Origin of the sequence: Roseateles microcysteis, from assembly GCF_036880965.1 — a bacterium.
Classification (GTDB): Bacteria; Pseudomonadota; Gammaproteobacteria; order Burkholderiales; family Burkholderiaceae_C; genus JAUASW01.
On record NZ_JBAJMV010000003.1, the window covers coordinates 280,389 to 303,081 of the forward strand.

The 22,693-nt window shown below is 68.3% G+C and carries 23 protein-coding genes; 17 read left to right on the forward strand and 6 right to left on the reverse strand.

The window, feature by feature from the left end:
* Positions 1-46 precede the first annotated feature (46 nt).
* The 10 genes from V3596_RS10255 (at position 47) to V3596_RS10300 (ending at position 10,501) form a co-directional block, all read left to right on the forward strand.
* A complete protein-coding gene (locus tag V3596_RS10255; RefSeq protein WP_334277623.1) occupies positions 47-748 on the forward strand; it encodes a GntR family transcriptional regulator in 702 nt (233 codons plus the stop codon).
* A 14-nt stretch (positions 749-762) separates the two neighbouring features.
* Positions 763-1,725, forward strand: a complete 963-nt coding sequence (locus V3596_RS10260) for an ABC transporter permease (protein ID WP_334277624.1) — start codon at positions 763-765, stop codon at positions 1,723-1,725.
* Positions 1,722-2,531, forward strand: coding sequence for an ABC transporter permease (locus tag V3596_RS10265; RefSeq protein WP_334277625.1), 810 nt, complete (start codon positions 1,722-1,724; stop codon positions 2,529-2,531). Before V3596_RS10260 ends, V3596_RS10265 begins: the two co-directional genes overlap by 4 nt.
* An 82-nt stretch (positions 2,532-2,613) precedes the next feature.
* Positions 2,614-3,558: an ABC transporter ATP-binding protein gene (locus tag V3596_RS10270; RefSeq protein WP_334277626.1), complete on the forward strand. Its 945-nt coding sequence runs from the start codon at positions 2,614-2,616 to the stop codon at positions 3,556-3,558.
* On the forward strand, positions 3,555-4,316 hold the full coding sequence (locus tag V3596_RS10275) for a dipeptide/oligopeptide/nickel ABC transporter ATP-binding protein (RefSeq protein WP_334277627.1): 762 nt from the start codon (positions 3,555-3,557) through the stop codon (positions 4,314-4,316). Before V3596_RS10270 ends, V3596_RS10275 begins: the two co-directional genes overlap by 4 nt.
* Positions 4,317-4,352: 36 nt before the next feature.
* A complete protein-coding gene (locus V3596_RS10280) occupies positions 4,353-5,828 on the forward strand; it encodes an ABC transporter substrate-binding protein (protein WP_334277628.1) in 1,476 nt (491 codons plus the stop codon).
* Between the two features lie 6 nt (positions 5,829-5,834).
* Entirely contained in the window at positions 5,835-7,211 is a 1,377-nt protein-coding gene (locus tag V3596_RS10285; RefSeq protein WP_334277629.1) for an amidase, read from the forward strand.
* Positions 7,212-7,347: 136 nt separating this feature from the next.
* Positions 7,348-7,980, forward strand: coding sequence for a glutathione S-transferase family protein (locus V3596_RS10290; protein WP_334277630.1), 633 nt, complete (start codon positions 7,348-7,350; stop codon positions 7,978-7,980).
* A gap of 13 nt (positions 7,981-7,993) precedes the next feature.
* On the forward strand, positions 7,994-8,548 hold the full coding sequence (locus V3596_RS10295; RefSeq protein WP_334277631.1) for a response regulator: 555 nt from the start codon (positions 7,994-7,996) through the stop codon (positions 8,546-8,548).
* A 54-nt stretch (positions 8,549-8,602) separates the two neighbouring features.
* Positions 8,603-10,501, forward strand: a complete 1,899-nt coding sequence (locus V3596_RS10300) for a serine/threonine protein kinase (protein ID WP_334277632.1) — start codon at positions 8,603-8,605, stop codon at positions 10,499-10,501.
* An 11-nt stretch (positions 10,502-10,512) separates the two neighbouring features.
* Here V3596_RS10300 and V3596_RS10305 read toward each other — a convergent pair whose 3' ends face one another.
* Positions 10,513-11,160, reverse strand: coding sequence for a glutathione S-transferase family protein (locus V3596_RS10305; RefSeq protein WP_334277633.1), 648 nt, complete (start codon positions 11,158-11,160; stop codon positions 10,513-10,515).
* Positions 11,161-11,326: 166 nt separating this feature from the next.
* On the opposite strand from V3596_RS10305, the gene V3596_RS10310 reads away from it, so the two are divergent.
* A complete protein-coding gene (locus tag V3596_RS10310; RefSeq protein ID WP_334277634.1) occupies positions 11,327-11,773 on the forward strand; it encodes a hypothetical protein in 447 nt (148 codons plus the stop codon).
* A 69-nt stretch (positions 11,774-11,842) separates the two neighbouring features.
* Here V3596_RS10310 and V3596_RS10315 read toward each other — a convergent pair whose 3' ends face one another.
* The 4 genes from V3596_RS10315 to V3596_RS10330 all read right to left on the reverse strand — a co-directional run bounded on the left by V3596_RS10315 (position 11,843) and on the right by V3596_RS10330 (position 15,409).
* The gene (locus V3596_RS10315; protein WP_334277635.1) at positions 11,843-12,346 is read right to left on the reverse strand and encodes a RidA family protein; all 504 of its coding nucleotides are present in this window, start codon (positions 12,344-12,346) and stop codon (positions 11,843-11,845) included.
* The gene (locus V3596_RS10320) at positions 12,343-12,777 is read right to left on the reverse strand and encodes a c-type cytochrome (protein WP_334277636.1); all 435 of its coding nucleotides are present in this window, start codon (positions 12,775-12,777) and stop codon (positions 12,343-12,345) included. Before V3596_RS10320 ends, V3596_RS10315 begins: the two co-directional genes overlap by 4 nt.
* A complete protein-coding gene (locus tag V3596_RS10325) occupies positions 12,774-14,369 on the reverse strand; it encodes a flavin monoamine oxidase family protein (protein ID WP_334277637.1) in 1,596 nt (531 codons plus the stop codon). Before V3596_RS10325 ends, V3596_RS10320 begins: the two co-directional genes overlap by 4 nt.
* A 62-nt stretch (positions 14,370-14,431) precedes the next feature.
* The gene (locus V3596_RS10330; protein ID WP_334277638.1) at positions 14,432-15,409 is read right to left on the reverse strand and encodes an XdhC family protein; all 978 of its coding nucleotides are present in this window, start codon (positions 15,407-15,409) and stop codon (positions 14,432-14,434) included.
* 184 nt (positions 15,410-15,593) lie between these two features.
* Between V3596_RS10330 and V3596_RS10335 the strand changes: the two genes are divergently transcribed.
* From V3596_RS10335 to V3596_RS10360, 6 genes are read left to right on the forward strand one after another with little or no spacing between them, the layout of a single operon-like run.
* Positions 15,594-16,064, forward strand: a complete 471-nt coding sequence (locus tag V3596_RS10335) for a (2Fe-2S)-binding protein (RefSeq protein WP_334277639.1) — start codon at positions 15,594-15,596, stop codon at positions 16,062-16,064.
* 10 nt (positions 16,065-16,074) lie between these two features.
* On the forward strand, positions 16,075-18,441 hold the full coding sequence (locus tag V3596_RS10340) for a xanthine dehydrogenase family protein molybdopterin-binding subunit (protein ID WP_334277640.1): 2,367 nt from the start codon (positions 16,075-16,077) through the stop codon (positions 18,439-18,441).
* 10 nt (positions 18,442-18,451) lie between these two features.
* On the forward strand, positions 18,452-19,240 hold the full coding sequence (locus V3596_RS10345) for an FAD binding domain-containing protein (RefSeq protein ID WP_334277641.1): 789 nt from the start codon (positions 18,452-18,454) through the stop codon (positions 19,238-19,240).
* 2 nt (positions 19,241-19,242) lie between these two features.
* Positions 19,243-20,121 (forward strand): AAA family ATPase, encoded by an 879-nt coding sequence (locus V3596_RS10350; RefSeq protein WP_334277975.1) that lies wholly within the window; start codon positions 19,243-19,245, stop codon positions 20,119-20,121.
* The gene (locus tag V3596_RS10355) at positions 20,114-21,295 is read left to right on the forward strand and encodes a vWA domain-containing protein (RefSeq protein ID WP_334277642.1); all 1,182 of its coding nucleotides are present in this window, start codon (positions 20,114-20,116) and stop codon (positions 21,293-21,295) included. Before V3596_RS10350 ends, V3596_RS10355 begins: the two co-directional genes overlap by 8 nt.
* Complete coding sequence (locus tag V3596_RS10360) at positions 21,292-21,843, forward strand: CoxG family protein (RefSeq protein WP_334277643.1); 552 nt, start codon at positions 21,292-21,294, stop codon at positions 21,841-21,843. Before V3596_RS10355 ends, V3596_RS10360 begins: the two co-directional genes overlap by 4 nt.
* A gap of 6 nt (positions 21,844-21,849) precedes the next feature.
* Here V3596_RS10360 and V3596_RS10365 read toward each other — a convergent pair whose 3' ends face one another.
* A complete protein-coding gene (locus tag V3596_RS10365) occupies positions 21,850-22,659 on the reverse strand; it encodes an EAL domain-containing protein (RefSeq protein ID WP_334277644.1) in 810 nt (269 codons plus the stop codon).
* Positions 22,660-22,693: the final 34 nt, after the last annotated feature.

Sequence of the window (22,693 nt, forward strand, 5' to 3'; positions counted from 1 at the left end):
CATCAACAAGAATGCAGCAGGCCCGGGACGGGATGTCGAGGGACAAGTGACAGAACAGACCGAATGGCGAGGCCGCGTGAGGCTCGTCGATGAAGTGGCGCAGGTCTTGCGCCAGCGGATTTACATGGGCCACTACCCACCCGGTGAAATGCTGCGACAGGTACAACTGGCAGCCGACCTCAAGGTCAGCCGCACGCCGCTGCGCGAAGCCTTGCGCATGCTGCAGTCCGAAGGCCTGGTGGAGGCCGACAGCGTGCGCGGCGTCTGCGTCGCCCGGGCCGACCACCGCCGGCTGATGGATGCCTATGCGATGCGCGAGATGCTCGATGCGCTGGCCGCGCGCCAGGCCGCCGAGCGCGGAAGCGAGCGCGCCGCCGAGCTGCTGACACCGCTGCTGGCGCGCCAGGAAGCGGCACTCACGCCCTGGTCGCCCAGCGACTATGCGCAAAGCAATGTCGACTTCCACGCGGCCATCGTGGAGCTGGCCGACAACGAGTTCCTGGACAGCCAGATGGCCCTGGTGCGCAAGACCTCGCAGGTCTTCGCGCCGGCCGTGCTGATTTCCAAGGACCGCGCGCATCCGGCCATTGCCGAGCACCGCGCCATCGCCCAAGCCATCGCGGCCGGCAATGGCGACGCCGCCGAGCAAGCCGCCCGCAGCCATATCCGCGCCACGCTGGGCTGCCTGAAGCAGGCGGCACGCTACCAGCAGGACCCGCCCACCAGCCTGCCACCGCGCCGGCGCTGAAGAGCAGCAGAGCGATGAGCCTGGCCCTGCTGCGTCGCTTGCTCTGGCTGCTGGCCACGCTGGCAGCCGCCTCGGCGCTGATCTTCGGCCTCCTGGACCTGCTGCCCGGCAACGCGGCCCAGGTGCTCCTGGGGCCGGATGCTGCGCCTGAAGCGGTCGAGGCCCTGAGCCGCCAGCTCGGGCTGGACCAGAGCGCCCTCCAGCGCTACCTGCAATGGACAGGCGGACTCCTGCAGGGCGAGCTGGGCGAGAGTGCCAGCTATGGCGGCGCGCCGGTGTGGCCGCTGATGCTTGAGCGGCTGGCGGTGACGCTGCCGCTGTCGTTCTTCGCTTTCATGCTGGCCTTGGCTGTCGCACTGCCGGCGGCCGTGTTCGCGGCAAGCCGCCAGGGCCGCACCGGCGATCTCCTGGTGATGGGCATCAGCCAGCTGGGCATCGCCTTGCCCAGCTTCTGGCTGGGCATCCTGCTGACGCTGCTGTTCTCGGTGCAGCTGCAATGGCTGCCGGCCGGCGGCTTCCCGGGCTGGCGCGGCGAAGGCGGCTGGACGGCCGCACTGCAAGCCCTGCTCTTGCCGGCGCTCGCGCTGGCACTGGTGCAGGGCGCGATCCTGGCACGCGTCAGCCGTTCGGCCCTCGTCGAACTGCTGCGCGACGACTTCGTCCGCAATGCGCGGGCCCAGGGCATGAGCCGGCGTGCGCTGCTGTGGGGGCCGGTGCTGCGCAATGCACTGCTGCCGGTGCTGACCATCGCCGGTCTGCAGTTCGCCAATCTGCTGGCCGGAGCCATCGTGGTGGAAAACGTCTTCACCCTGCCCGGCCTCGGCCGCCTGATCTTCCAGGCCATTGCCAACCGCGACCTCGCCCTGGTGCGCAACGCGGTGATGTTCCTGGTGGCGGCGGTGCTTGTCATCAATTTCATCGTCGACCTGCTCTATCTGTGGATCGATCCGCGGCTGCGTGGCGGAGGCCGGCTATGAAGGCGGCCCTGCGTATCGGAGCGACCCTGAGCCTGTGCGTGCTGGCGGTGGCCGCCCTTTCCTTCTTCTGGACGCCGGGATCGCTTGTCGAAGTGGACATGCAGGCCCGGCTGCTGCCCGCCAGCGCCAACCACTGGCTGGGCACCGACGCGCTGGGTCGCGACGTGCTGAGCCTCCTGATGGCTGGGGCCCGCAATGCGCTGCTGGTCGGCGTGATCGCGGTCGGCATCGGCCTGGTCGGCGGCACGGTGCTGGGCCTGTGGGCGGCGGCGCGGCGCGGCTGGGTCGAGCAGGTGGTGATGCGCGCGGCCGATATCGGCTTTGCCTTCCCGGCGCTGCTGATCGCGCTGGTGTTCACGGCGGTCTGGGGGCCGGGCATCATCAACGCGATTGCCGCAATCGGCCTGCATGCGGTGCCGACGTTTGCGCGGGTGGCGAGAGGCGCAGCACTGTCGGTCTGGTCGCGCGACTATGTGCTGGCCGCGCGTGCCTGCGGCAAGGGCCCCTGGCGCATCAGCATCGACCATGTGCTGCCGAACATCGCCGCGCCGCTGATCGTGCAGGCCACGATACAGTTCGCCCTGGCCATCCTGGCCGAGGCTGCACTGTCGTATCTCGGCCTTGGCACGCAGCCGCCCGACCCATCATGGGGCCGCATGCTGGCCGAGGCGCAGACCTGGCTCTTTCAGGCGCCGCAGCTGGCCATCTACCCGGGCCTGGCCATCATGCTGGCCGTGCTCGGATTGAATCTCCTGGGCGATGGCTTGCGGGATCATCTGGACCCGCGGCAGGAGCGTGCCCGATGAGGGCCGAGCGCAGGGCCGCTCCCAAGCCGGCGCGCATCCCCTTGGGGGATCGACCGGTGCACCCGCCGGGCGAGGGGCTGCAATGAGCCTGCCCTTGCTGCTCGTTGAAGACCTGCGGGTCAGCCTCGGCAATGGCCGGGCCGCCGTGCGCGGCCTCGATTTCGAATTGCGCGCCGGCGAGACGCTGGCCCTGATCGGCGAATCGGGCAGCGGCAAGAGCATGACAGCGCTGGCCCTGATGGGCTTGCTGCCCGAGGCTGCGCGCGCCCGCGGCCGCCTGCTGCTGGCCGGCGAGGATCTGCTCAAGCTGAACGAGGCGGCACTGTGCAAGCAGCGCGGCCGCCGCATCGCGCTGGTGCCGCAGGAGCCGCTCAGTGCCCTGAACCCGCTGCAGCGCGTCCTGCATCAGGTGATGCTGCCGCTGCGCATGCATGGCCTGACTGACGGCGCCGAGCAGCGCGCCCGCGAAGTACTGGCTCGCGTGGGCCTGCCCGAGTCGCGCTGGCGGGCCTGGCCGCATGAGCTATCGGGCGGCCAGCGCCAGCGGGTGCTGATTGCCCAGGCGCTGGCCTGCGGGCCCTCGCTCCTGATTGCCGACGAGCCGACCTCGGCGCTGGACCCGGCCTCACAGCGCCAGGTGCTGGACCTGTTGGCCGAACTGGGCCGGGAGCAGGGCCTGGCGCTGCTCCTGATCTCCCACGACCTGGGCCTGGTGGCGCGCCGCGCCGATCGGCTGCTGGTCATGTATGGCGGGCGCATCATGGAACAGGGCCTGGCCAGCGAACTCCTCAGCGCACCGGCCCATCCCTACACGCAGGCCTTGCTGGCCGCGCGCCCCGGCCTTGCCACGCGGGGCCAGGTCTTGCCGGCGATTCCCGGCCAGGTGCCGGCCGCGGGCCAATGGCCCAGGGGCTGCCCCTTCGCCGGTCGCTGCGCCTTGGGCGACCAGCGCTGCATCGATGAAGCGCCGCCGCGGGCGCTCGTGGGCGCCCATGGCAGCGCCGACTGCTGGAGGCTGCAGGCATGAGCGTCATGAACGACAGGCCGCCGCCGCTGCTCAAGGTCGAAGGTCTCGGCAAGCACTACCCGCTGCCGCGCCAATCGCTGTTCACCGCGCCAGGCCGGCTGCAGGCGCTGGACGGCGTTTCGTTCGAGCTTGAAAGCGGCGGCGCCTTGGGCCTGGTCGGCGCGTCCGGCTCGGGCAAGAGCACGCTGGCGCGCCTGCTGATGGCGCTGGAGCGGCCGGACGCCGGCCGGGTGGAGCTGCTGGGCCGCGAGCTGCATGCCTTGAACCCGCGCGATCTGCGCAATGCGCGGCGCGACATCGCCATCGTGTTCCAGGACCCGGCCGGTGCGCTGGACCCGCGCATGACGGTGGAGCGCAGCGTCGGCGAGCCGCTGGAAATGCTCGAGCGCATGCCCCGGGCGATGCGCCGCGAGCGCGTGCTGGAAACGCTGGAGGCCGTCGGCCTGTCAGCGGCGGACCTCGGCCGCTACCCGCATCAGTTCTCCGGCGGCCAGCGCCAGCGCATCGCGATTGCCCGTGCTCTGGTAACCAGGCCCCGGCTGATCATTGCGGACGAGCCCGTCAGCGCGCTGGACATGTCGGTCCAGGCCCAGGTCCTGAACCTCCTGCAGGACCTGCGCCAGCGCTTCGGCATGGGCCTCCTGCTGATCAGCCATGACCTGGCGGTGGTGGCGCAACTGTGCGAGCGCCTGATGGTGCTGGAAGCCGGCCGCATCACCCGCCAGGGCCGCACCGAGGACCTGCTCCAGGCACTCTGAGGAGACCAGGGTCATGTGTTGCGCTTATCCTTGCGCATGCCTTTCTTGAACCGACGTGCCGCTCTTGCCCTGGGCCTTGCCGCGCCGCTGCCGCTGTGGGCGCAGCGCCCGCGTGACACCCTCGTGGTCGGCATGACCCTGGAGCCGCCCGGCCTGGACCCGACCGTGGGCGCGGCCTCGGCGATTGCCGAGGTGGTGCTCTACAACGTGCTGGAGACGCTGACCAAGATCGGCCCTGACGGCCAGGCGCGGCCGCTGCTGGCCGACAGCTGGGAGATCTCGGCCGACCAGAAGACCTACCGCTTCAAGCTCAAGCGGGGGCTCAGGTTCCACAACGGCGAGGCCTTCAATGCGGCCGCCGTGAAGTTCTCGTTCGAGCGCGCCGCCAGCGAGGCCAGCACCAACAAGGACAAGCGCCTGTTCGCCGGCTTTGCCAGCGTCGTGGCAGCCGATGAGGCGACGCTGCAGATCACGCTGAAGAGCCCCGAGCCCGACCTGCCCTTCCTGCTCGGCCAGGCCAGCGCCTGCATCGTCGAGCCGCGCAGTGCCCAGGGCAATGCCCAGATGCCCGTGGGCACCGGGCCGTACCAGTTCGAAGCCTGGTCGCGCGGTGCCTCGCTGACGCTGAAGGCATGGCCGCAGTACCGCTCGCCAGCGGCGATCAAGCGGGTGCAGTTCCGCTTCATCAGTGAGCCGGCAGCACAGGTGGCCTCGCTGCTGGCCGGCGATATCGACACCTTCCCGCGCGTGGCGGTGGCGCGCAGCCTGGCGCAGTTCAGGAGCGATGCGCGCTTCCAGGTCATCGTCAGCGGCTCGCGAGCCAAGACCCTGATCGCCATCAACCATCAGCGCAAGCCCCTGGGCGATGTGCGCGTGCGGCGCGCCCTGGCCGCTGCCATCGATCGCAAGGCCGTGATCGCCGCGGCTGCCGACGGCTTTGGCGTGCCCATCGGCAGCCACTATGTGCCCGGCGCACCAGGCTACGTGGACACCACGGCCATCAACCCCTTCGACCCGCCGCGCGCCCGCGCCCTGCTGAAGGAGGCGGGCGTTGGCGCCCTGAATCTCACACTGAAGCTGCCACCGGTGCCCTATGCCCGCCAGGGCGGCGAGCTGGTCAAGGCGCAGCTGGCCCAGGTGGGCGTGAACCTGAAGCTGGAGAACATCGAATGGGCGCAGTGGATGGCCTCGGTCTATGGCCAGCGCAATTACGAGCTGACGCTGATCTCGCATGTCGAGCCGCTGGACCTCGGCAACTACGCCAAGACGGGCTACTACTGGGGCTACCAGAACCCCGAGTTCAACAAGCTGTTCGAGAAACTGCGCGAAAGCCCGCGCGAGGCCGAGCGCCTGCAGATGCTGGGCGATGCGCAGCGATTGCTGGCCCAGGATGCAGCGGCCATCTACCTCTACCAGCCGCAATGGCTGACCGTGGCGAAGAAGGGGCTCAAGGGCCTGTGGGCCGACATGCCGATCTTCGCCAACGACATCGCCGCCCTGAGCTGGAGCTGACCTGCCATGCATGACCTGAGCGCCTGCGAGCTGCTGCAGCACTATCGGCGCGGCAGCCTGTCGCCGGTGGAGGTCGCGCGCGCGACCATCGCCCACATCGAACGCTGGGAGCCCCGGCTGCATGCCTTCTACCGCTTCGATCCCGAGGCGGCGCTGGCCCAGGCGCGCGCGTCGGAGCAACGCTGGCAGCGCGGCGAGGCGCTGGCGCTGGACGGCGTGCCGCTGACGCTGAAAGAGAACATTGCCACCGCCGGCTGCGCCATGCCCCTGGGCACGGCCGCACTGGCCGACGCCGCACCGGCGCTGGCCGACGCGCCACCCGCAGCGCGCCTGCGAGAAGCCGGCGCCGTGCTGCTGGGCAAGACCACGATGCCGGACTACGGCATGCTGAGCTCGGGCCTGTCCAGCCTGCACGCAGCGGCACGCAACCCCTGGGACCTGAGCAAGGGCCCGGGCGGCAGCAGTGCCGGCGCCGCGGCAGCGGCAGCGGCCGGCTATGGCCCCTTGCATGTGGGCACCGATATCGGCGGCTCCCTGCGCCTGCCAGCTTCCTGGTGCGGCATCTTCACCCTGAAGCCCAGCCTCGGCCGCATTCCCATCCAGCCGCCCTACGCCGGCCGCGTGGCCGGGCCGATGACGCGCACGGTCGCCGACGCCGCCCTGATGATGGGGCCGCTGAGCCGGCCCGACTGGCGCGACGGCATGAGCCTGCCGGCGCAGGACATCGCCTGGCAGAGTGCGCCGCTGGACCTGCGGGGTCTGAGGATCGGCTTGTGGACCGACGCCGGCTGGGGCCTGCCGGTCGACCCGGAGGTCCAGGGTGCCATCGAAGCCGCGGCTCGCCTGCTCGAGCAGGCCGGCGCCATCGTCGAGCCGCTTGCGCCCTTCTCGACCCGGGCCATGATCGACGGGCTCGACCGCTTCTGGCGCATGCGTTCCTGGCTGGACATCTCGGCGCTCGCGCCCGAGCGGCGGGCCCGCGTCCTGCCCTACATCCGCCAGTGGGTGGCGGCCGGCGAGCACTGCTCGGCAGCCGAGCTGTTCCAGGGCTACAGCCAGATGGCAGCGTTCCGCGATTCGGCCATTGCCGCCTGCCAGGCCTTTGACTTCGTGATCTCACCGGTGGCGCCGGTCCCGGCCTTTGAGGCCGAGCTGGCCAGCCCCCTGGACGACCCGGCCCGGCCCTTCGAACACATCGCCTTCACCGTGCCCTTCAACTTCAGCGAACAGCCGGCAGCGTCCATCAATTGCGGCTGCACAAAGGCCGGCCTGCCCATAGGCCTGCAGATCATCGGAAAGCGCCATGACGACCTCGGCGTGCTGCAACTTTCGGCTGCTTTCGAGGCCTTGCGCGGCCCGCAACAACCCTGGCCCACGCCCTGAGCGGCGGCGCCGATGTGGCCTGCCTGCGACTGTTGGGACGTCTGCGCCCGAAACAGGGGGCGATACACAGGGCAATGTTCCGGGGAGAACCCTGCCCGAAGCACAAATACCCGCTGGAGCGTGCAACACTGCGGCTATGAGCAATCTCACCCTTTTTGGCACCCAGGGCTCCGGCTCGGCCGCCATCGAGGCGGCGCTGACGATGGCCGGCCTGCCCTTCGAGCAGGTGGAGGCCTCGTCATGGCAGCCAGGGCCAGGTCTTGAGGCCCTGGCCCGGGTCAATCCGCTGCAGCAGATTCCGACGCTGGTGCTGGACGACGGCACGGTGCTGACCGAAAGCGCGGCCATCCTGATCGAGCTGGGCTTGCGCCATCCCGACTCCGGCCTGCTGCCCGCGCACCCGACCGCGCGTGCCCGGGCGATCCGCGGCCTGGTGTTCGTGGCGGCCAACTGCTACGCCGCAATCAGCATCATCGACTACCCGGCCCGCTGGTGCGTGGGCGCCGATGACGACGATGTCGAGCGCATCCGCGCCGGCTCGCGCGAGCGCCTGCATCGCCATTGGTCCTTGTTCGCCGAGCAGTTCGGCAGCACTTTCATGGCCGGTGGCCGCCCCGGCGCGCTGGAGCTGCTGGCCACCGTCGTTTCCAAATGGTCGGGCAGCCGGCCCCATCTTCAGCAGGCAAGGCCCGAGTTCCATGCACTGCTGCTGACGGTGGAGCAGCATCCGGCCGTCGCAGAAATATTCGCCCGTCACTGGCCGGCTTGAGGAGAAAGCAAGCATGTTTGCAGAATTGCAGGACGCACTGGGCAACTACCTGCTGCCGTTCCTGATCGCGGTGCCGCTGGCCATCGTGGTCATCCTGATCAGCTTGCGCAAAGGCGAGGACACCCTGGTGGAACGCCCGCCGCGCGTCGAACCCATGGCGCCGGCACCCGCGCCGGTCGTGCCGCAAACCCGCTCGCCGGCCGCGGTGCTGGTGGTGGACGATTCCACCGTCGCGCGCACCAAGCTCGTGAAGCTGTTCAACGAAGCCGGCTACCTGGTCGCTTCGGCCAAGGACGGCGTCGAGGCGCTGGAAGTGCTGGGCCGGCAGAAAGTCGATGTGCTGATCACCGACCTGGAAATGCCCAACAAGGACGGCTTCGAGCTGATCGCCGACGTCAGGGGCAGCCTGGCCACCGAGGACCTGCCCATCATCGCCATCACCGGCCACGAGGAGCTGCAGACCCGGGTGCATGAAGTGCAGGGCCTGTTCGGCATCTTCAAGAAGCCCTGGAACGACCGCGAGCTGCTCAAGCGCGTCGAGGCCCTGGCCTCCCTGCGCAAGGCATGAGCCGGCTCGCCATGAATTTCGGCTGAATCAACCTGGGGCCCCGTCAGGAGTTACATGACCGACGCTTCAGACGATCGCAGCCAGATACCGGGCCATTCGGCCGAGGACGATTTCAACGCCCTTCCCGCCGGCACCCGCTTTGGTGAGCTGGAGATCCTGCGCACCTTGGGCGTGGGCGGCTTCGGCATCGTCTACCTGGCGCAGGACCATGCACTGGAGCGCCTGGTGGCGATCAAGGAATACATGCCCGGGCAACTGGCCAAGCGCAGCGAAGGCTCGCATGTGTCGGTGCGTTCGGGCTCGCTGTCCGAGACCTTCGACCTCGGCCGGCGAAGCTTCGTCAATGAAGCGCGGCTGCTGGCCCGCTTCGACCACCGCTCGCTCCTGAAGGTCTACCGCTTCTGGGAAGCCAATGGCACGGCCTATATGGTCATGCCCTATCTGCAAGGCATCACGCTGAAGCAGGCGCGCCAGCAGATGACCGAGGCGCCCACGGAGGCCTGGATCATGAGGCGGCTTGTGCCGCTGCTGGACGGCCTCAGCATCCTGCATGCCGAGCAGGTCTACCACCGCGACATCGCACCCGACAACGTGCTGCTGCCGCTCGACGAGGCCGACCCCATCCTGCTGGACTTCGGTGCCGCGCGCCGCGCGATCAGCGACAAGACGCAGTCCTTCACCGCCATCCTGAAGCCCAGCTACGCGCCGATCGAGCAGTACGCCGAGGCCGCCTCGCTGCGCCAGGGGCCCTGGACCGACGTCTATGCGCTCGGCGCCGTGCTGCATTACCTGGTCATGGGCCACACGCCGCCGCCCAGCACCACGCGCACCGTGGCGGACGAATTCGTGCCGCTGGCCGAGCGCGGCGTGGCTGGCTTCTCGCAGCATTTCCTGGCCGCCATCGACTGGTCGCTGGGCGTGCGCCCTCAGGACCGGCCCCAGTCCATGCGCGAGTTCCGCGCGGCACTGCTGGGCGAAATCAAGCCGCCTGAATCGCGGGCTCATTTCGACCCCGAACGCACCATCATTGCGCCGCGTGGCGCGCGAGCCTACGAGAGCACCCAATTGCTCAGCGGCGGCCTGGAGCCGACGAGCATTGACGAGACGGTGGAGGCCACCGTGGCAGGAGCTTCGCTGGCGGAACTTGCGCCCGCCGAGCCCCCTGCCGCACCGCCGCCTCCTGCGCCGCCGCCATCACCGTTGCCCTCTCCCTCGCCACAGCCTGAACCTGCGCCGCGGCCGGCGCCACCCGCCGTGCTGATGGACAGCGGCTCGACCCGCCGAGGCATGATGGGCGCCGTTGTCGGCCTGCTGCTCCTCCTGGTGCTGGGCTGGCTGGTCCTGGGGCGCGACAAGGGAGAGCAGCCTCGTCCGGTCGCTCCCGATGCCGCCGCCTCCGCGCCGCTGCTGGCGGCAGCTTCAGAGCCGGTCCGGACGGTGGCCTTGGCGGCGAGTGCCACCCTGCCCACGCCCTCCGCGCCGAGCACGGCATCGGTCGCCGCCGCTTCGGCCGCCTCCGCGCCAGCCCTGCGCGCCTCGGGCCTGCGGCCGGTCGAGCCGCGTGCCAGCGCACCGGCGCCGGCTCGCCGGGACAACGCCACCAAGACAGCGGTCAAGGAAAAGCCGGCGCCGATTCCGAGCCTGCCGCACCAGGACCCGAGCCTGAGCCAGCAGCCGGTGCTCGCCGCGAATACCGGGATCACGGGCAGCGCCGGGACCAGCGCTTCCGCGCCGGCCTCCCAGGTGGCCAGCCGGCCGGCCGAGGCCGCCGCCAGCGCACCACAGGACCCGAAAGCCGCCTGCGCCAAGCGCCGCAGCAGCTTTGTGCCGGACGCGGTGAACCTCATCTACATGGACTGCCTGGAGCGCAGCTGCAAGAAGGCGGATTTCCAGGCCCACCCCGAATGCGCCAGGATCCGGGAGTTGGTCGAGAAAAGAGACGGTCGTTCCTGACCTCCCCCTGATCAAACCCAGGGCTGCGGCAGCTGTTCCGTCTCAATCGCCTTGGCCACAGCCGGCCTGGCCAGCATGCGCTGCAGGTAGGCGCCGATGTTGGGCAAACTGCGCGCAGGCCGCGCGAAGTTGCGGGTCCAGCGGCACAGCATGAAGGCAAGCGGATCGGCTGCGCTGTATTGCGTGCCCAGCAGCCAAGGGCCACCGCTCCTGGCCAATTGCGCGTCCAGTTGATCCAGCATGGGGCCGATGCGGCGCTCGGCCGAGGCCTTCACCTGGGCCACGCCCGCCGAGTTGCCTTCTTCCACCCAGCGCTCCGGGTAGTAATAGCCGATCAGCAGCGGCTGCAGGCTGTTGGTCAGCCAGACCAGCCATTTGTAGAACTCGGCCCGCTCAGGTGTGCCCAGCGGCGGCGCCAGCCTGGCAGCCGGATGTGTATCGGCCAGATGCAGCAGGATGGCGGCGGTTTCATACAGCACCAGCTCACCATCCTCCAGCACCGGGATCAGGCCATTGGGATTGAGCTTCAGGTACTCTGGCGACTTGTGCGCGCCGACATTGCGGTCCACCAGCACGCGCTGGTAGGGAATTTGCAGTTCTTCCAGCAAGACATGAGGGGCAAAACTGGCGTTGCTGGGGTAGTAGTGCAGCTTGATCATCGATGGCCTCCGGGTGGGAGAGGCATCATCGCAGAGCCGAAATTCCTTTCCCTTCAGCAAGGGTCGCCCCGGTGAACCCGGCGCGCCAGATGCATGGAGTTGTTACCGCCGGTACACCAACGGCAGGTGGGCTGCGTTGGCGGACCATTGCCCCACGGAGCCCGCAATGAAACTGCTTCCCCGCACCCTGATCGTCTCGGCCCTGGTCCTGGCCCATGGTTTTGCGGCCGCCGGCCCGCGCCACTACGAGCCGCCGCGCCATCACCACCATCACCACCGCGGGATTGGCCTTGGCGGCGCCCTGCTGGGCCTGGCCATTGCGGTGCCGCTGATCGCCATCGCCAGCAAGGCTGATCGCGAACCCGAGGTGGTCTATGTGCCGCCGCCGGCACCGCTGCCGCCGCCAGCGCCAGTCATTCTGCAGCCCCTGCCGCCGTCGCGTGGCGAACCCGTCATCTACCCGCGCAACGGCCAAAGCGCCGAACAGCTCGAGTTCGACCGTAGGGAATGCAACCGCTGGGCCAGCACCCAGCAGTCAGCAATGAACGATGCCAGCGTGTTCAACCGTGCCGTCGATGCCTGCATGGACGGCCGCGGATATACATTGCGGTAAGCCCCTCGCCCATGGGGACGGCTTGGGAGCGGCCCGGCGCTCGGCCCGTCAAGGCAATGCCCGTGCGCGTCAGCGTATTGCCATCACCTCGATCTCGACCAGCCAGCCGGGCGCGACCAGCCCGGCGACCTGCATCACTGAGCGCGTGGGCAGCTTGGGCTGGGCGGCGGTGCCGAAAAACTCGCGGTAGCCGGCCATGAAGCCGTCGAAGTCCATCTTGCCGGCCTTGCCCGGGTCGCCGACCAGGAAGACCTGCATCTTCACCACATCGCCCATCGTCAACCCCAGGCCCTTGAGCGAGCGCTCGATGGCCTTGAGCGTGCCCACGGTCTGGGTGCGCGTGTCGCCATAAGCCGCCAGCGAGCCTTTCTCGGCCTTGTCGTCCGCTACCGGCGGCACCGCGCCACTGAGCAGTACCAGGGTCTTGCCGGGCGGAATCTCGATGGCCGCGGCAATCGGGAAATCAGAGTTCGGGATCTTGTGCCGGATCACCTCGGCGCTGCTCTGCGCCTGGGCCAACACGGTCATCAGCGTCAAGAGGCTGACCGAACACAGCTTCATCAAGACATTCATGGGAAAGGCTCCTGTCTGGGCATCTGGGATCGCAGGGCGGCAACGTCGGCGGCGCTCAGGAGCGCGGCGCCCTTCGGGCCGAAGCGCTGCACCGCATGGTTGGCAATGGTGAGCACCTGCTCGTCGTCGAGCTGCCAGGCAAAGCCGGGCATGCCCTTGTTGCCGCGCATCACCATCATCAGCACGTAAGGGGCCGAGGCCAGGCGGGCATTGCCTTTGAGCGCCGGATAGCTGCCGGCACCGCGAGCGCCCTGGCCCTCGGCCATGTGGCAGCCGGCACAGATCGAGGCATAGAGCGCCGGACCGCTGCGCTGCTGGAATTGCCAGCCTTGCGAGAGCGTCGCCTCGGGCTCGGCGGCATGCACAGGCGCCCCCATCAGCAGGGCCAGGAGCAGGGCGAGACTCAGGCCGGCTCCTTGATTCGACTTCATGCGCCCACCGCCTTCTTGTGCAATTGCGTGATCGCATGCCGGGCCGAGAGCACGGCGCCCTCCTGCCAGGCGGTCAGGAGCGAGGCATGCTCGCCGGCCAGGATGATGCGGCCGTCCATCTTCAGCATCGCCGGATAGTGACGCGCGCGGGTCTCTTCGGTCCACCAGCCGAAGCAGCCCAGGGTGAACGGCGAGCGGTGCCAGGCCACGGCCATGCCGTTCTCGAACTCGGCCGGGTATTGCTTGTGGATCCGCGTGCCCAGGCGCACTGTTTCGCGGATGCGCTGCGCTGGCGACATCGCAGCAAATTCATAGGCATTGGTGCCGAAGGTGTAAGCGCCCAGCAGCACGCCCTTGCGGCCCTGGAAGCCGTAGTTCGGATAGCCGATCTGCATGATGGGCAGGTCGGTCAGGCTGATGCCGCCGTAGATGGCTTCATCCTCTTCCCAGAAGCGGCGCTTGAACTGCAGGCCCACCTTGGTGGCGGCAAAGTAGGGCACGGACTGGATGGCATTGCGCAGCTCATCGCCGACGCGGATTTCCAGCTGCGAGAGGATGGACAGCGGCAAGGTGCAGACGCACCACTGGGCACGCGCCGTCAGCATCCGGCCCGGGCGGTTCAGGTCTTCATAGCGGGCGACAACGCCGTGATCGTCCTGGCTGATCTCGGTGACACGGGCGCGGTAGCGGATCTTGGGGCCCACGGCCTTGGCCAGCGCACGCGGTATCGCGTCCATGCCACCCACCGGCTGGAACAGCGGCGTCTGGTATTCGAAGTCACGGCTCTCGTTCATCCGTGCCCAGAACTCGGGGTCCAGCATCTCCTGCAGGCTGCGCGGCTGCTCATGGTCCTTGACCATGTGCAGGCCGTCGTCCTGCGCGGGCTCGGTGCCGCGGCGCTTGCTGGCCGCGAAGCCGCCGCGGTAGCGCATCTCGTTGTCCAGGCCACCGGTGTTGCGCAGCGCGGCGAGCAGGCGCTCGCGGTCGTCCTCGGTCAGCGGCTCGTCCAGCTTGCGCTGCTGCAGCACCTTGGCCAGCAGCTCGGCCACGTCGCCTTGAAAGTCTGCCTGCACCTTGCGCCAGCGCTGCGGCTGGCCGCCAAAGGAGCGCGTGCTGTGGACATAGGCGTTGTGATTGACCTGGACGAAAGGCTCGAGCGCCACGCCCAGCTGCTTGCAATAGGACAACACGCCGTGATGATGGTAGGGCAGGCGCCAGGGCCCCGGGTTCAGATACTGGCCCTGGTCGAACTGGCAATGCTGGGTGGCGCCGCCCAGCTCGGTGTAGCGGTCGCCGCCACGCAGCGTCCAGCTGCGGCCGCCGGGCCTGTCGTTGTACTCGAGCAATTGAACCTGGTAGCCGGCGCGCTGCAGCTCCAGTGCCGAGACCAGGCCGGCCACGCCGGCGCCTATCACCAGCACCGTCGCGCCCTTGGGCGCCTCGCCGAGCGAGAACGCGGGCGTGGCCGTCGAAGCTTCCGCCAGGCCCAGGAAGGACATCGCTGCATAGACGCCGGCACCACCGCTGCGCCGACCCATGGCGTGCAGCCATTGGCGACGGGTCAGCCCAGAACCACGCGATGCGCTGCTCATGGCGGACGACCATAGCAGGCAAGATTGCAGGCGGCCAGTGGTGCTCGCCCCCTCCCCCTAGGTCAGACCTCGCAGCCGGCCTCCGCGCCACTGCCCTGCGCACCGTAGCGCTCGGCCGTCAGCTGGGCCAGGATGGAGACGGCGATCTCCGGCGGCGTGCGCGCGCCTATGGCCAGGCCGATGGGGCCGTGCAGCCGGTCCAGCTCGGCCTCGCTCAGGTCGAAATGCTCAGCCAGGCGTGCCCGGCGCTTGGCCTGATTGACCCGCGAGCCGATGGCGCCCACATAGAAGGCCGGGCTCTTCAAGGCCTCCATCAACGCCAGGTCGTCCAGTTTGGGGTCGTGCGTCAGGGCCACGATGGCGCTGTGCGCATCCGGCCGGAACTCCTGCACCACATCGTCCGGCATGCCGCGCAGCAGCCGCGTGCCGGAGACGGCCCAATCCTCCGCGTACTCCTCGCGCGGGTCGCAGACCAGCACCTGGTAGTCCAGCGCCAGCGCCATGCCGGCCAGGTACTGCGTCAACTGGCCGGCGCCGATGATCAAGAGGCGCCAGCGTGGGCCGTGGTTGCTGATCAGCTGCGTGTCGCTCAGGCGCAGGACATCGGCGCCATGCTCGTCGAACAAGCTGACCACGCCGGTGGCCAGGTCCAGCTCCCGGCGCACGCGCTGGCCGGCATCGAGCCGGCGCAGGAGCTCCTCGCATGCGGAATGCTCAGTCACCGGCTCCAGCAGCAGCTCCAGCGTGCCGCCGCAGGGCAGGCCAAAACGCGTCGCTTCCTCGGCGCCGACGCCGTAACGCACCAGCTCCGGCAGCTTCAGCGTCAAGGCACCGGCGCGGATGCGCGCAATCAGGTCGTCCTCGATGCAGCCGCCCGAAACCGAGCCGGCGATGGCGCCGTCATCCCGCACCGCCACCCAGGAGCCCACCGGCCGCGGTGCCGAGCCCCAGGTGCGCACGATGGTGCCGAGCACCACGCGGCGCCCCTCGGCGCGCCAATGCACCAGCTGGCGCAGAACATTCAGGTCGACGTTGTCCATCGGCGCATTCTGGCCGGTCTGCGCAAAGCGTGCCCGGCGAGGCGCCAACCCAGGTACCGCCGCAGCCATGGATGAATATCCATGAGGGTTTGCGTCAGCTTCGCGTCTGCCCGCTACGGCCTGACGATAGGCCTCAGACGATCCGGCACACCGCTCGCCAGGATCGCAAACCGGAGACAACACCATGGGCATCCCGATCACGCTCAAGATCAATGGGCAGACGCTGACGCGCGAGGTCGCGCCGGAGCAGTTGCTGGTCCAGTTCATCCGCGAGGACCTCGCGCTGACCGGCACCCACGTCGGCTGCGACACCAGCCAGTGCGGCGCCTGCACCATCCACCTGAACGGCCGCGCGGTGAAAGCCTGCGCCATGCTGGCGGTGCAAGCCAATGGCAGCGAGATCACCACCATTGAAGGCCTGGCCGCAGAAGACGGCACGCTGCATCCTATGCAGGCCGCCTTCAAGGAATGCCATGGTCTGCAATGCGGCTTCTGCACGCCGGGCATGGTGATGAGCGCCGTGGACCTGGTGAAGCACCACAGCTGCAAGACAGAGGTCGAAATCCGCGCAGGCCTGGAGGGCAACCTCTGCCGCTGCACCGGCTACCAGAACATCGTGCGCGCGGTGCAGACCGCTGCGCAATCCATGAAGTGAGGAGCGGATCATGAATGCACCCGCCACTGCAACAACGGCAGGATTCATTGGCCAATCGGTCCGCCGCCGCGAAGACGCGCGCTTCCTCACCGGCCGCGGCCAGTACACCGACGACATCGTGCTGCCGCGCCAGAGCTACGGCTTCTTCCTGCGCAGCCCCTATGCCCATGCACGCATCAAGAGCCTGGACGCCAGCGCCGCCAAGGCCGCGCCCGGCGTACTCGGCGTTTTCAGCGGCGAGCATTTCAAGGCCGTGGGCGGCCTGCCTTGCGGCTGGCTGATCAACAGCCTCGATGGCTCGCCGATGAAGGAGCCCAAGCATCCGATCCTGGCCGACGGCAAGGTGCGCTTCGTCGGCGACGCGGTGGCGCTGATCGTGGCCGAGACCTATGCGCAGGCCAAGGCCGCGGCGCAGCTGGTCGAGGTCGACTACGAGGAGCTGCCGGCGGTTGTCGATTGCGCGGCCGCCAAGCTGGTGCCGGGCACGGTGCATGACGAAGCACCCGACAACGTCTGCTACACCTGGGGCTGCGGCGACAAGGCCGCCACCGATGCGGCCATGGCTGCCGCCACCCATGTGACACGGCTGGAGTTCCGCAACAACCGGCTGATACCGAACGCCATCGAGCCGCGCGCGGCCAACGCGGCCTACAACCCCAGCGACGACAGCTACACGCTCTATGTGGCCAACCAGAACCCGCATGTCGAGCGGCTCCTGATGTGCGCCTTCGTGCTGGGCATCCCGGAACACAAGATGCGCGTGGTGGCGCCCGATGTCGGCGGCGGCTTCGGCTCCAAGATCTTTCTCTACGCCGAGGAAACTGCCCTGGTCTGGGCCAGCAAGCAGATCAAGCGTCCGATCAAGTGGACGGCCGAGCGCAGCGAGAGCTTCCTGTCGGACGCCCACGGCCGCGATCATGCGACGGTGGCCGAACTGGGGCTCGACGCCAATGGCAAGTTCCTGGCCATGCGGGTGACGACGACGGCCAATCTCGGCTCCTATCTCTCCACCTTCGCGTCGAGCGTGCCGACCATCCTCTACGCGACGCTCCTGGCCGGCCAGTACACGACGCCCAGGATCTACGCCGAGGTCACCGGCGTGTTCACCAACACCGCCCCGGTCGACGCCTATCGCGGCGCCGGCCGCCCTGAAGCCACCTATGTGGTCGAGCGCCTCGTTGAAACAGCCGCGCATGAAATGAAGATCGACCCGGCTGAATTGCGTCGGCGAAATTTCATCCACGAGTTCCCCTACGCCACGCCGGTCGGCCTGACCTACGACACCGGCGACTACGACGCGACCTTGAAGCGCGTGATCGAGATCGCCGATGTGGCCGGCTTCGGCGCGCGCCGTGCCGCCAGCGAGGCCAAGGGACTGAAGCGCGGCATGGGCTATTCGACCTACATCGAAGCCTGCGGTTTGGCGCCGTCCAACATCGCCGGCGCGCTCGGCGCACGGGCCGGCCTGTTCGAGGCGGGCGAGGTGCGCGTTCATCCCACCGGCAAGGTCACCATCTTCACCGGCTCGCATTCGCATGGCCAGGGGCATGAGACGACCTTCGCGCAAGTGGTGGCCGACAAGTTGGGCATCCCCATCGACGACGTGAGCATCGAGCATGGCGACACCGGCAAGGTGCTCTTCGGCATGGGCACCTACGGCAGCCGTTCGCTCTCGGTCGGCGGCACGGCCATCGTCAAGGCGGTGGACAAGGTGATTGCCAAGGGCAAGAAGATTGCCGCGCATCTGCTCGAGGCGGCCGACACCGACATCGAGTTCGAGAATGGTGTGTTCAAGGTCGCCGGCACCGACAAGAGCGTGCCCTTCGCCTCTGTCTCGCTCACCGCCTATGTGCCGCACAACTATCCGCTCGACAAGCTGGAGCCCGGCCTCAACGAGAACGCCTTCTACGACCCGACCAATTTCACCTACCCGGCGGGCAGCTATGTGTGCGAGGTGGAGGTGGATCCGCAGACCGGCGTCGTGAGGGTTGACCGGTTCAGCGCCGTGGACGACTTCGGCAATATCGTCAATCCGATGATCGTCGAGGGCCAGGTGCAGGGCGGCATCGCGCAAGGCCTGGGCCAGGCGCTCCTGGAGCACGGCATCTACGACGGCGAAAGCGGCCAGCTGCTCACCGGCAGCTACATGGACTACGCGATGCCACGCGCCGACGACCTGCCCAGCTTCACCATCGAAACAGCCAAGGGCACGCCCTGCACCCACAACCCGCTGGGTGTGAAGGGTTGCGGCGAGGCAGGCGCCATCGGCTCGCCGCCGGCGGTGATCAACGCGATCTGCCATGCGCTCGGCATCAAGGACATCGCGATGCCCGCGACACCGCACACCGTCTGGCAGGCCATCCAGACCAACCGTTGAGGAGATGGCGATGAGCTTCACTTACCAACAAGCCACCTCGGTGGCCGATGCAGCCAAGGCCGCCGCGGGCATGGACACCAAGATCATTGCCGGCGGGCAGTCGCTGCTTGGCGCGATCAAGCTGGGGCTGGCGGCGCCGGAGTCGCTGGTCGATCTTTCGGCCCTCCAGGAACTGCGCGGCGTGCGCCTCACCGCCGGAATGATCGTCATTGGCGCGATGACCACGCATGCCGACGTGGCCGCCTCGGCCGAGGTTCAGCGCGCGATTCCGGCGCTGGCCGACCTGGCCGGCCATATCGGCGACCGCCAGGTGCGCAACCGCGGCACCCTTGGTGGCAGCCTGGCCAACAACGACCCGGCCGCCTGCTATCCGGCGGCCGTGCTGGGACTGGGCGCAACGATCACGACCGACAGGCGCAGCATCGCGGCCGACAGCTTCTTCACCGGCCTGTACGAAACGGCACTGCAGCCGGGCGAGATCATCACCTCGGTCAGCTTCCCGGTGCCAGACAAGGCCGGCTGGCAGAAGTTCAGGCAGCCGGCTTCGCGCTTCTCGCTTGTCGGCGTGTTCGTCTGCAGGATGGACACCGGCGTGCGGGTCGCGGTGACTGGCGCCGCCGCCTGCGTGTTCCGCGCCAGCAAGCTCGAAGCAGCCCTGGCGCAGGAATGGAGCGCGGCGGCAGCACAGAAGGTCAGCATCAGCCCCGAGGGCCTCAACACCGACCTGCACGGCTCGGCAGACTACCGCGCCGCGCTGATCCCTGTGCTGGCCGGGCGCGCCGTGACCGCCGCAGGATGACGCTGCCGACCAGCATCGACGAATGCGCAGGCCAGCTGCTGGCGCAGGGCTATGTGGCCGAGCGCGAGCTCGCCACGGCCGCCTTCCTGGCCTTGCGCCTGCAACGGCCGCTGTTTCTTGAAGGCGAGCCCGGCACGGGCAAGACCGAGATCGCCAAGACGCTGGCCGCGATGCTCGGTCGCCCGCTGCTACGGCTGCAATGCTATGAAGGCCTGGACATGGCGGCCGCAGCCTATGAGTGGAACTACGCGCGGCAGATGCTGGAGATAAAGACGGCCGACGCGAAGCTGAGCGCCGACGATCTGTTCTCCCGCCGCTTCCTGATACCGCGTGCGCTGCTGCAGGCATTGGAACTGCCCGGCCCACCGGTCTTGCTGATCGATGAGCTGGACCGCGCCGATGAGCCTTTCGAGGCCTTTCTCCTTGAAGTACTGAGCGAGTTCCAGCTCACGATTCCGGAGCTCGGCACCATCAAGGCGGCCGAGCCGCCCATCGTCGTCATCACCTCCAACCGCACGCGCGAGATCCACGACGCGGTGAAGCGCCGCTGTCTCTATCACTGGGTGGACTTCCCGGACGCGGCGCGCGAGCTGGAGATCCTGCGCCAGCGCGTACCCGGCGCACCTGAAGCACTGGCCAGGCAGGTGGTGGCCTTCATTCAGGGTTTGCGAATGCTGGACCTCTACAAGCTGCCCGGCGTGGCCGAGACCATTGAATGGTCGCGCGCGCTGCTGGAGTTGAATGCCGTGGCGCTGGACCCGCAAACAGTGCAGCAGACGCTGGGCGTGCTCCTGAAGTACCAGGACGACATTGCGCGGGTGCAGGGTTCGGAGGCCGCGCGACTGCTCGAACAGGTGCGCGCCCAGGTCCATCATGGCTGACCGACTTGCCGAGAATGTCCTGCACTTCGCCCGCGTGCTGCGAACAGCCGGCATGCCCGTCGGCACCGACCGAATTCAGCTCGCACTGCAAGCGCTGCAAGTCGCCGGCCTCGAATCGCGCCGCGACTTCAAGGCCACGTTGGCGGCCTGCCTGATCGACCGCGCCGAACACCGCGCGCTGTTCGAGCAGGCCTTCCACATCTTCTGGCGCGACCCCGACCTGCTCGGCCGCGTGATGGCCATGCTCCTGCCGCAGGCGTCGTCCAAGCCAGGCACGCCGGCGCCGCCCGAAAACCGCCGCCTGGCTGATGCCCTGTTTCCTCGCCAGCCATCGAAGGTACCGGAAGATGAGCCCGAGCAGATCGAGCTCGACGCGGCCCTGACCTGGAGCCAGCGCGAGGTCTTGCGCCAACGCGACTTCGAAACGATGTCGGCCACGGAATGGAGCCAGGCCAAGCGGGTGCTGCAGCGTGTGCAGCCCTTGTTCGAGACGCGGCCCACGCGTCGACAACAGGCCGCCCCGCGCGGTCGCATCGACTGGCGCGCCACGCTGCGCGCGGAGGCGCGCAGTGCCGCCCTGCTTCCCAAGCGCGAGCGTGCCGGCGAGCGCGTGGCGCCACTCTTGATCCTGGCCGACATCTCCGGCTCGATGAGCCGCTACTCGCGCATGCTGCTGCATCTGGCCCATGGCCTGAGCAACCCGGCCGAGCGCCGCCGCGCGCCCCGGGTCGACAGCTTTGTCTTCGGCACCCGCCTCACGCCGATCACGCGGCTCATGAAGCAGCGCGACCCGGACCTGGCCGTGGCGGCCGTCTCGCGCCGGGTTGAAGACTGGTCGGGCGGCACCCGCATCAGCGCCTGCCTGCATGAGTTCAACAAGCGCTGGTCGCGCCGGGTGCTCAGATCCGATGCCACCGTGCTCCTGATCACCGACGGCCTGGAACAAGGCGCGGAAGATGACCCACGCTGCGAACGCCTGGCCTTCGAGGCGCGCCGCCTGCGGCTCTCCTGCCGCCGCCTGCTGTGGCTCAACCCCTTGCTGCGCTTCGAGGGCTTCGAGCCCCGCGCGGCCGGCATCAAGGCCCTGCTGCCGGAGGTGTCGGCGCACATGAAGGCTCACAATCTGGCCAGCCTCGAAGCACTCACCGACTGCCTCTCCTCCTCATCATCATGAATCTGACCGGCGAAGAAACCCTTCCAGTTTCTCAAGCGCAAGCCTGGGAGGCGCTCAACGATGTCGAGATCCTGAAGCAGGCCATCACCGGCTGCGAGTCCTTGACGCTGGTGGATGAGCATGAATACGAGGCGCTGGTGGCCGTGTCCATCGGCCCGGTGAAAGCCAAGTTCAAAGGCCGGCTGAAGCTCTCCGACCTGAAGCCGCCCAGCAGCTATCAGATCGCCTTCGAAGGCCAGGGCGGCGCAGCCGGCCACGGCAAGGGCTCGGCGCACGTGCGGCTGGAAACGCTGGGACCGACGCAAACGCTTCTGCACTACGCGGTGGTGGCCAGCGTGGGCGGCAAGATTGCGCAGATCGGTTCGCGCCTCGTGGACATGGCGGCGCAGAAGATGGCTGGCGACTTCTTCGCGGCTTTCAACGCAGCGCTGCAGGAGCGCTACGCAGTCGCACCCCCGCCGCCACCTGAGCCGAAGAAGCCGCTGGGCAGGCGCTTCCTCGACTGGTACCTCGGCTGGCTGGGCCGAATCTTCACGGGCAAGGTCTGACGGGCGCTACGAAAGCGGGCCCCAGGCCTCGGGCGACACCTCGGCCACCGAGCGAAACGCAGGGCGCGCGAACAACCAGCCCTGCATCAGGCGAATGCCCGCCGCGCGGAGGAAGTCGCGCTCGGCCTCAGTCTCGATGCCTTCGGCCACGACAGCAATGCCCAGGTCCTGACACAGGCTGACCAGGCTGCGGACGATGGCCTGCCGAGGCCGGTCAGCATTGACATTGCGGACCAGGCCCATGTCGAGCTTGATGATGTCGGGCTGGAAGTCGGCCAGCAAGGACAGGCCGGCGTAGCCTGCCCCGAAATCGTCGATGGCCGTCTTGAAGCCACAGCGCTTGTACTCGCGCAGGATGGAGGCAAGCCAGGCGCCGTCATTCACCTCTTCGCCCTCGGTCACCTCGAAGATGATCCGATCCAGCGGAAATCCGTGCTGGCGTGCCGCAGCCAGCGTGGTGCGGATGCAGACCTCGGGCTTGTAGATCGCGTTGGGCAGGAAGTTGATCGAGAGGTGCTCTCGAATACCGAGCTGGTGCGCCCCCTTGATGGCCTTGACCCGGCACGCCTGATCGAAGCGGTAGCGGTTGCCGTCATTCACCTGGCTGAGCACCGACATCGCGCCCTCGCCGTTCGGGCCGCGCACCAGTGCTTCGTGCGCGAATACCTGGCGGCTTTGCAGGTCGACGATGGGCTGAAATGCATAGTCGAACTGAAAGCCCACGCGCTCGCCATTGCCACAGTCATGGCAGTCTTGCGGCGTGCCGTCGAGCGGCGTGAAGGTCGACGCAGAGAAGGAGGAAGAGGACGAGGGCATGGCTGGTTTCGCATCGAGTTCGATGTGCCCCGAA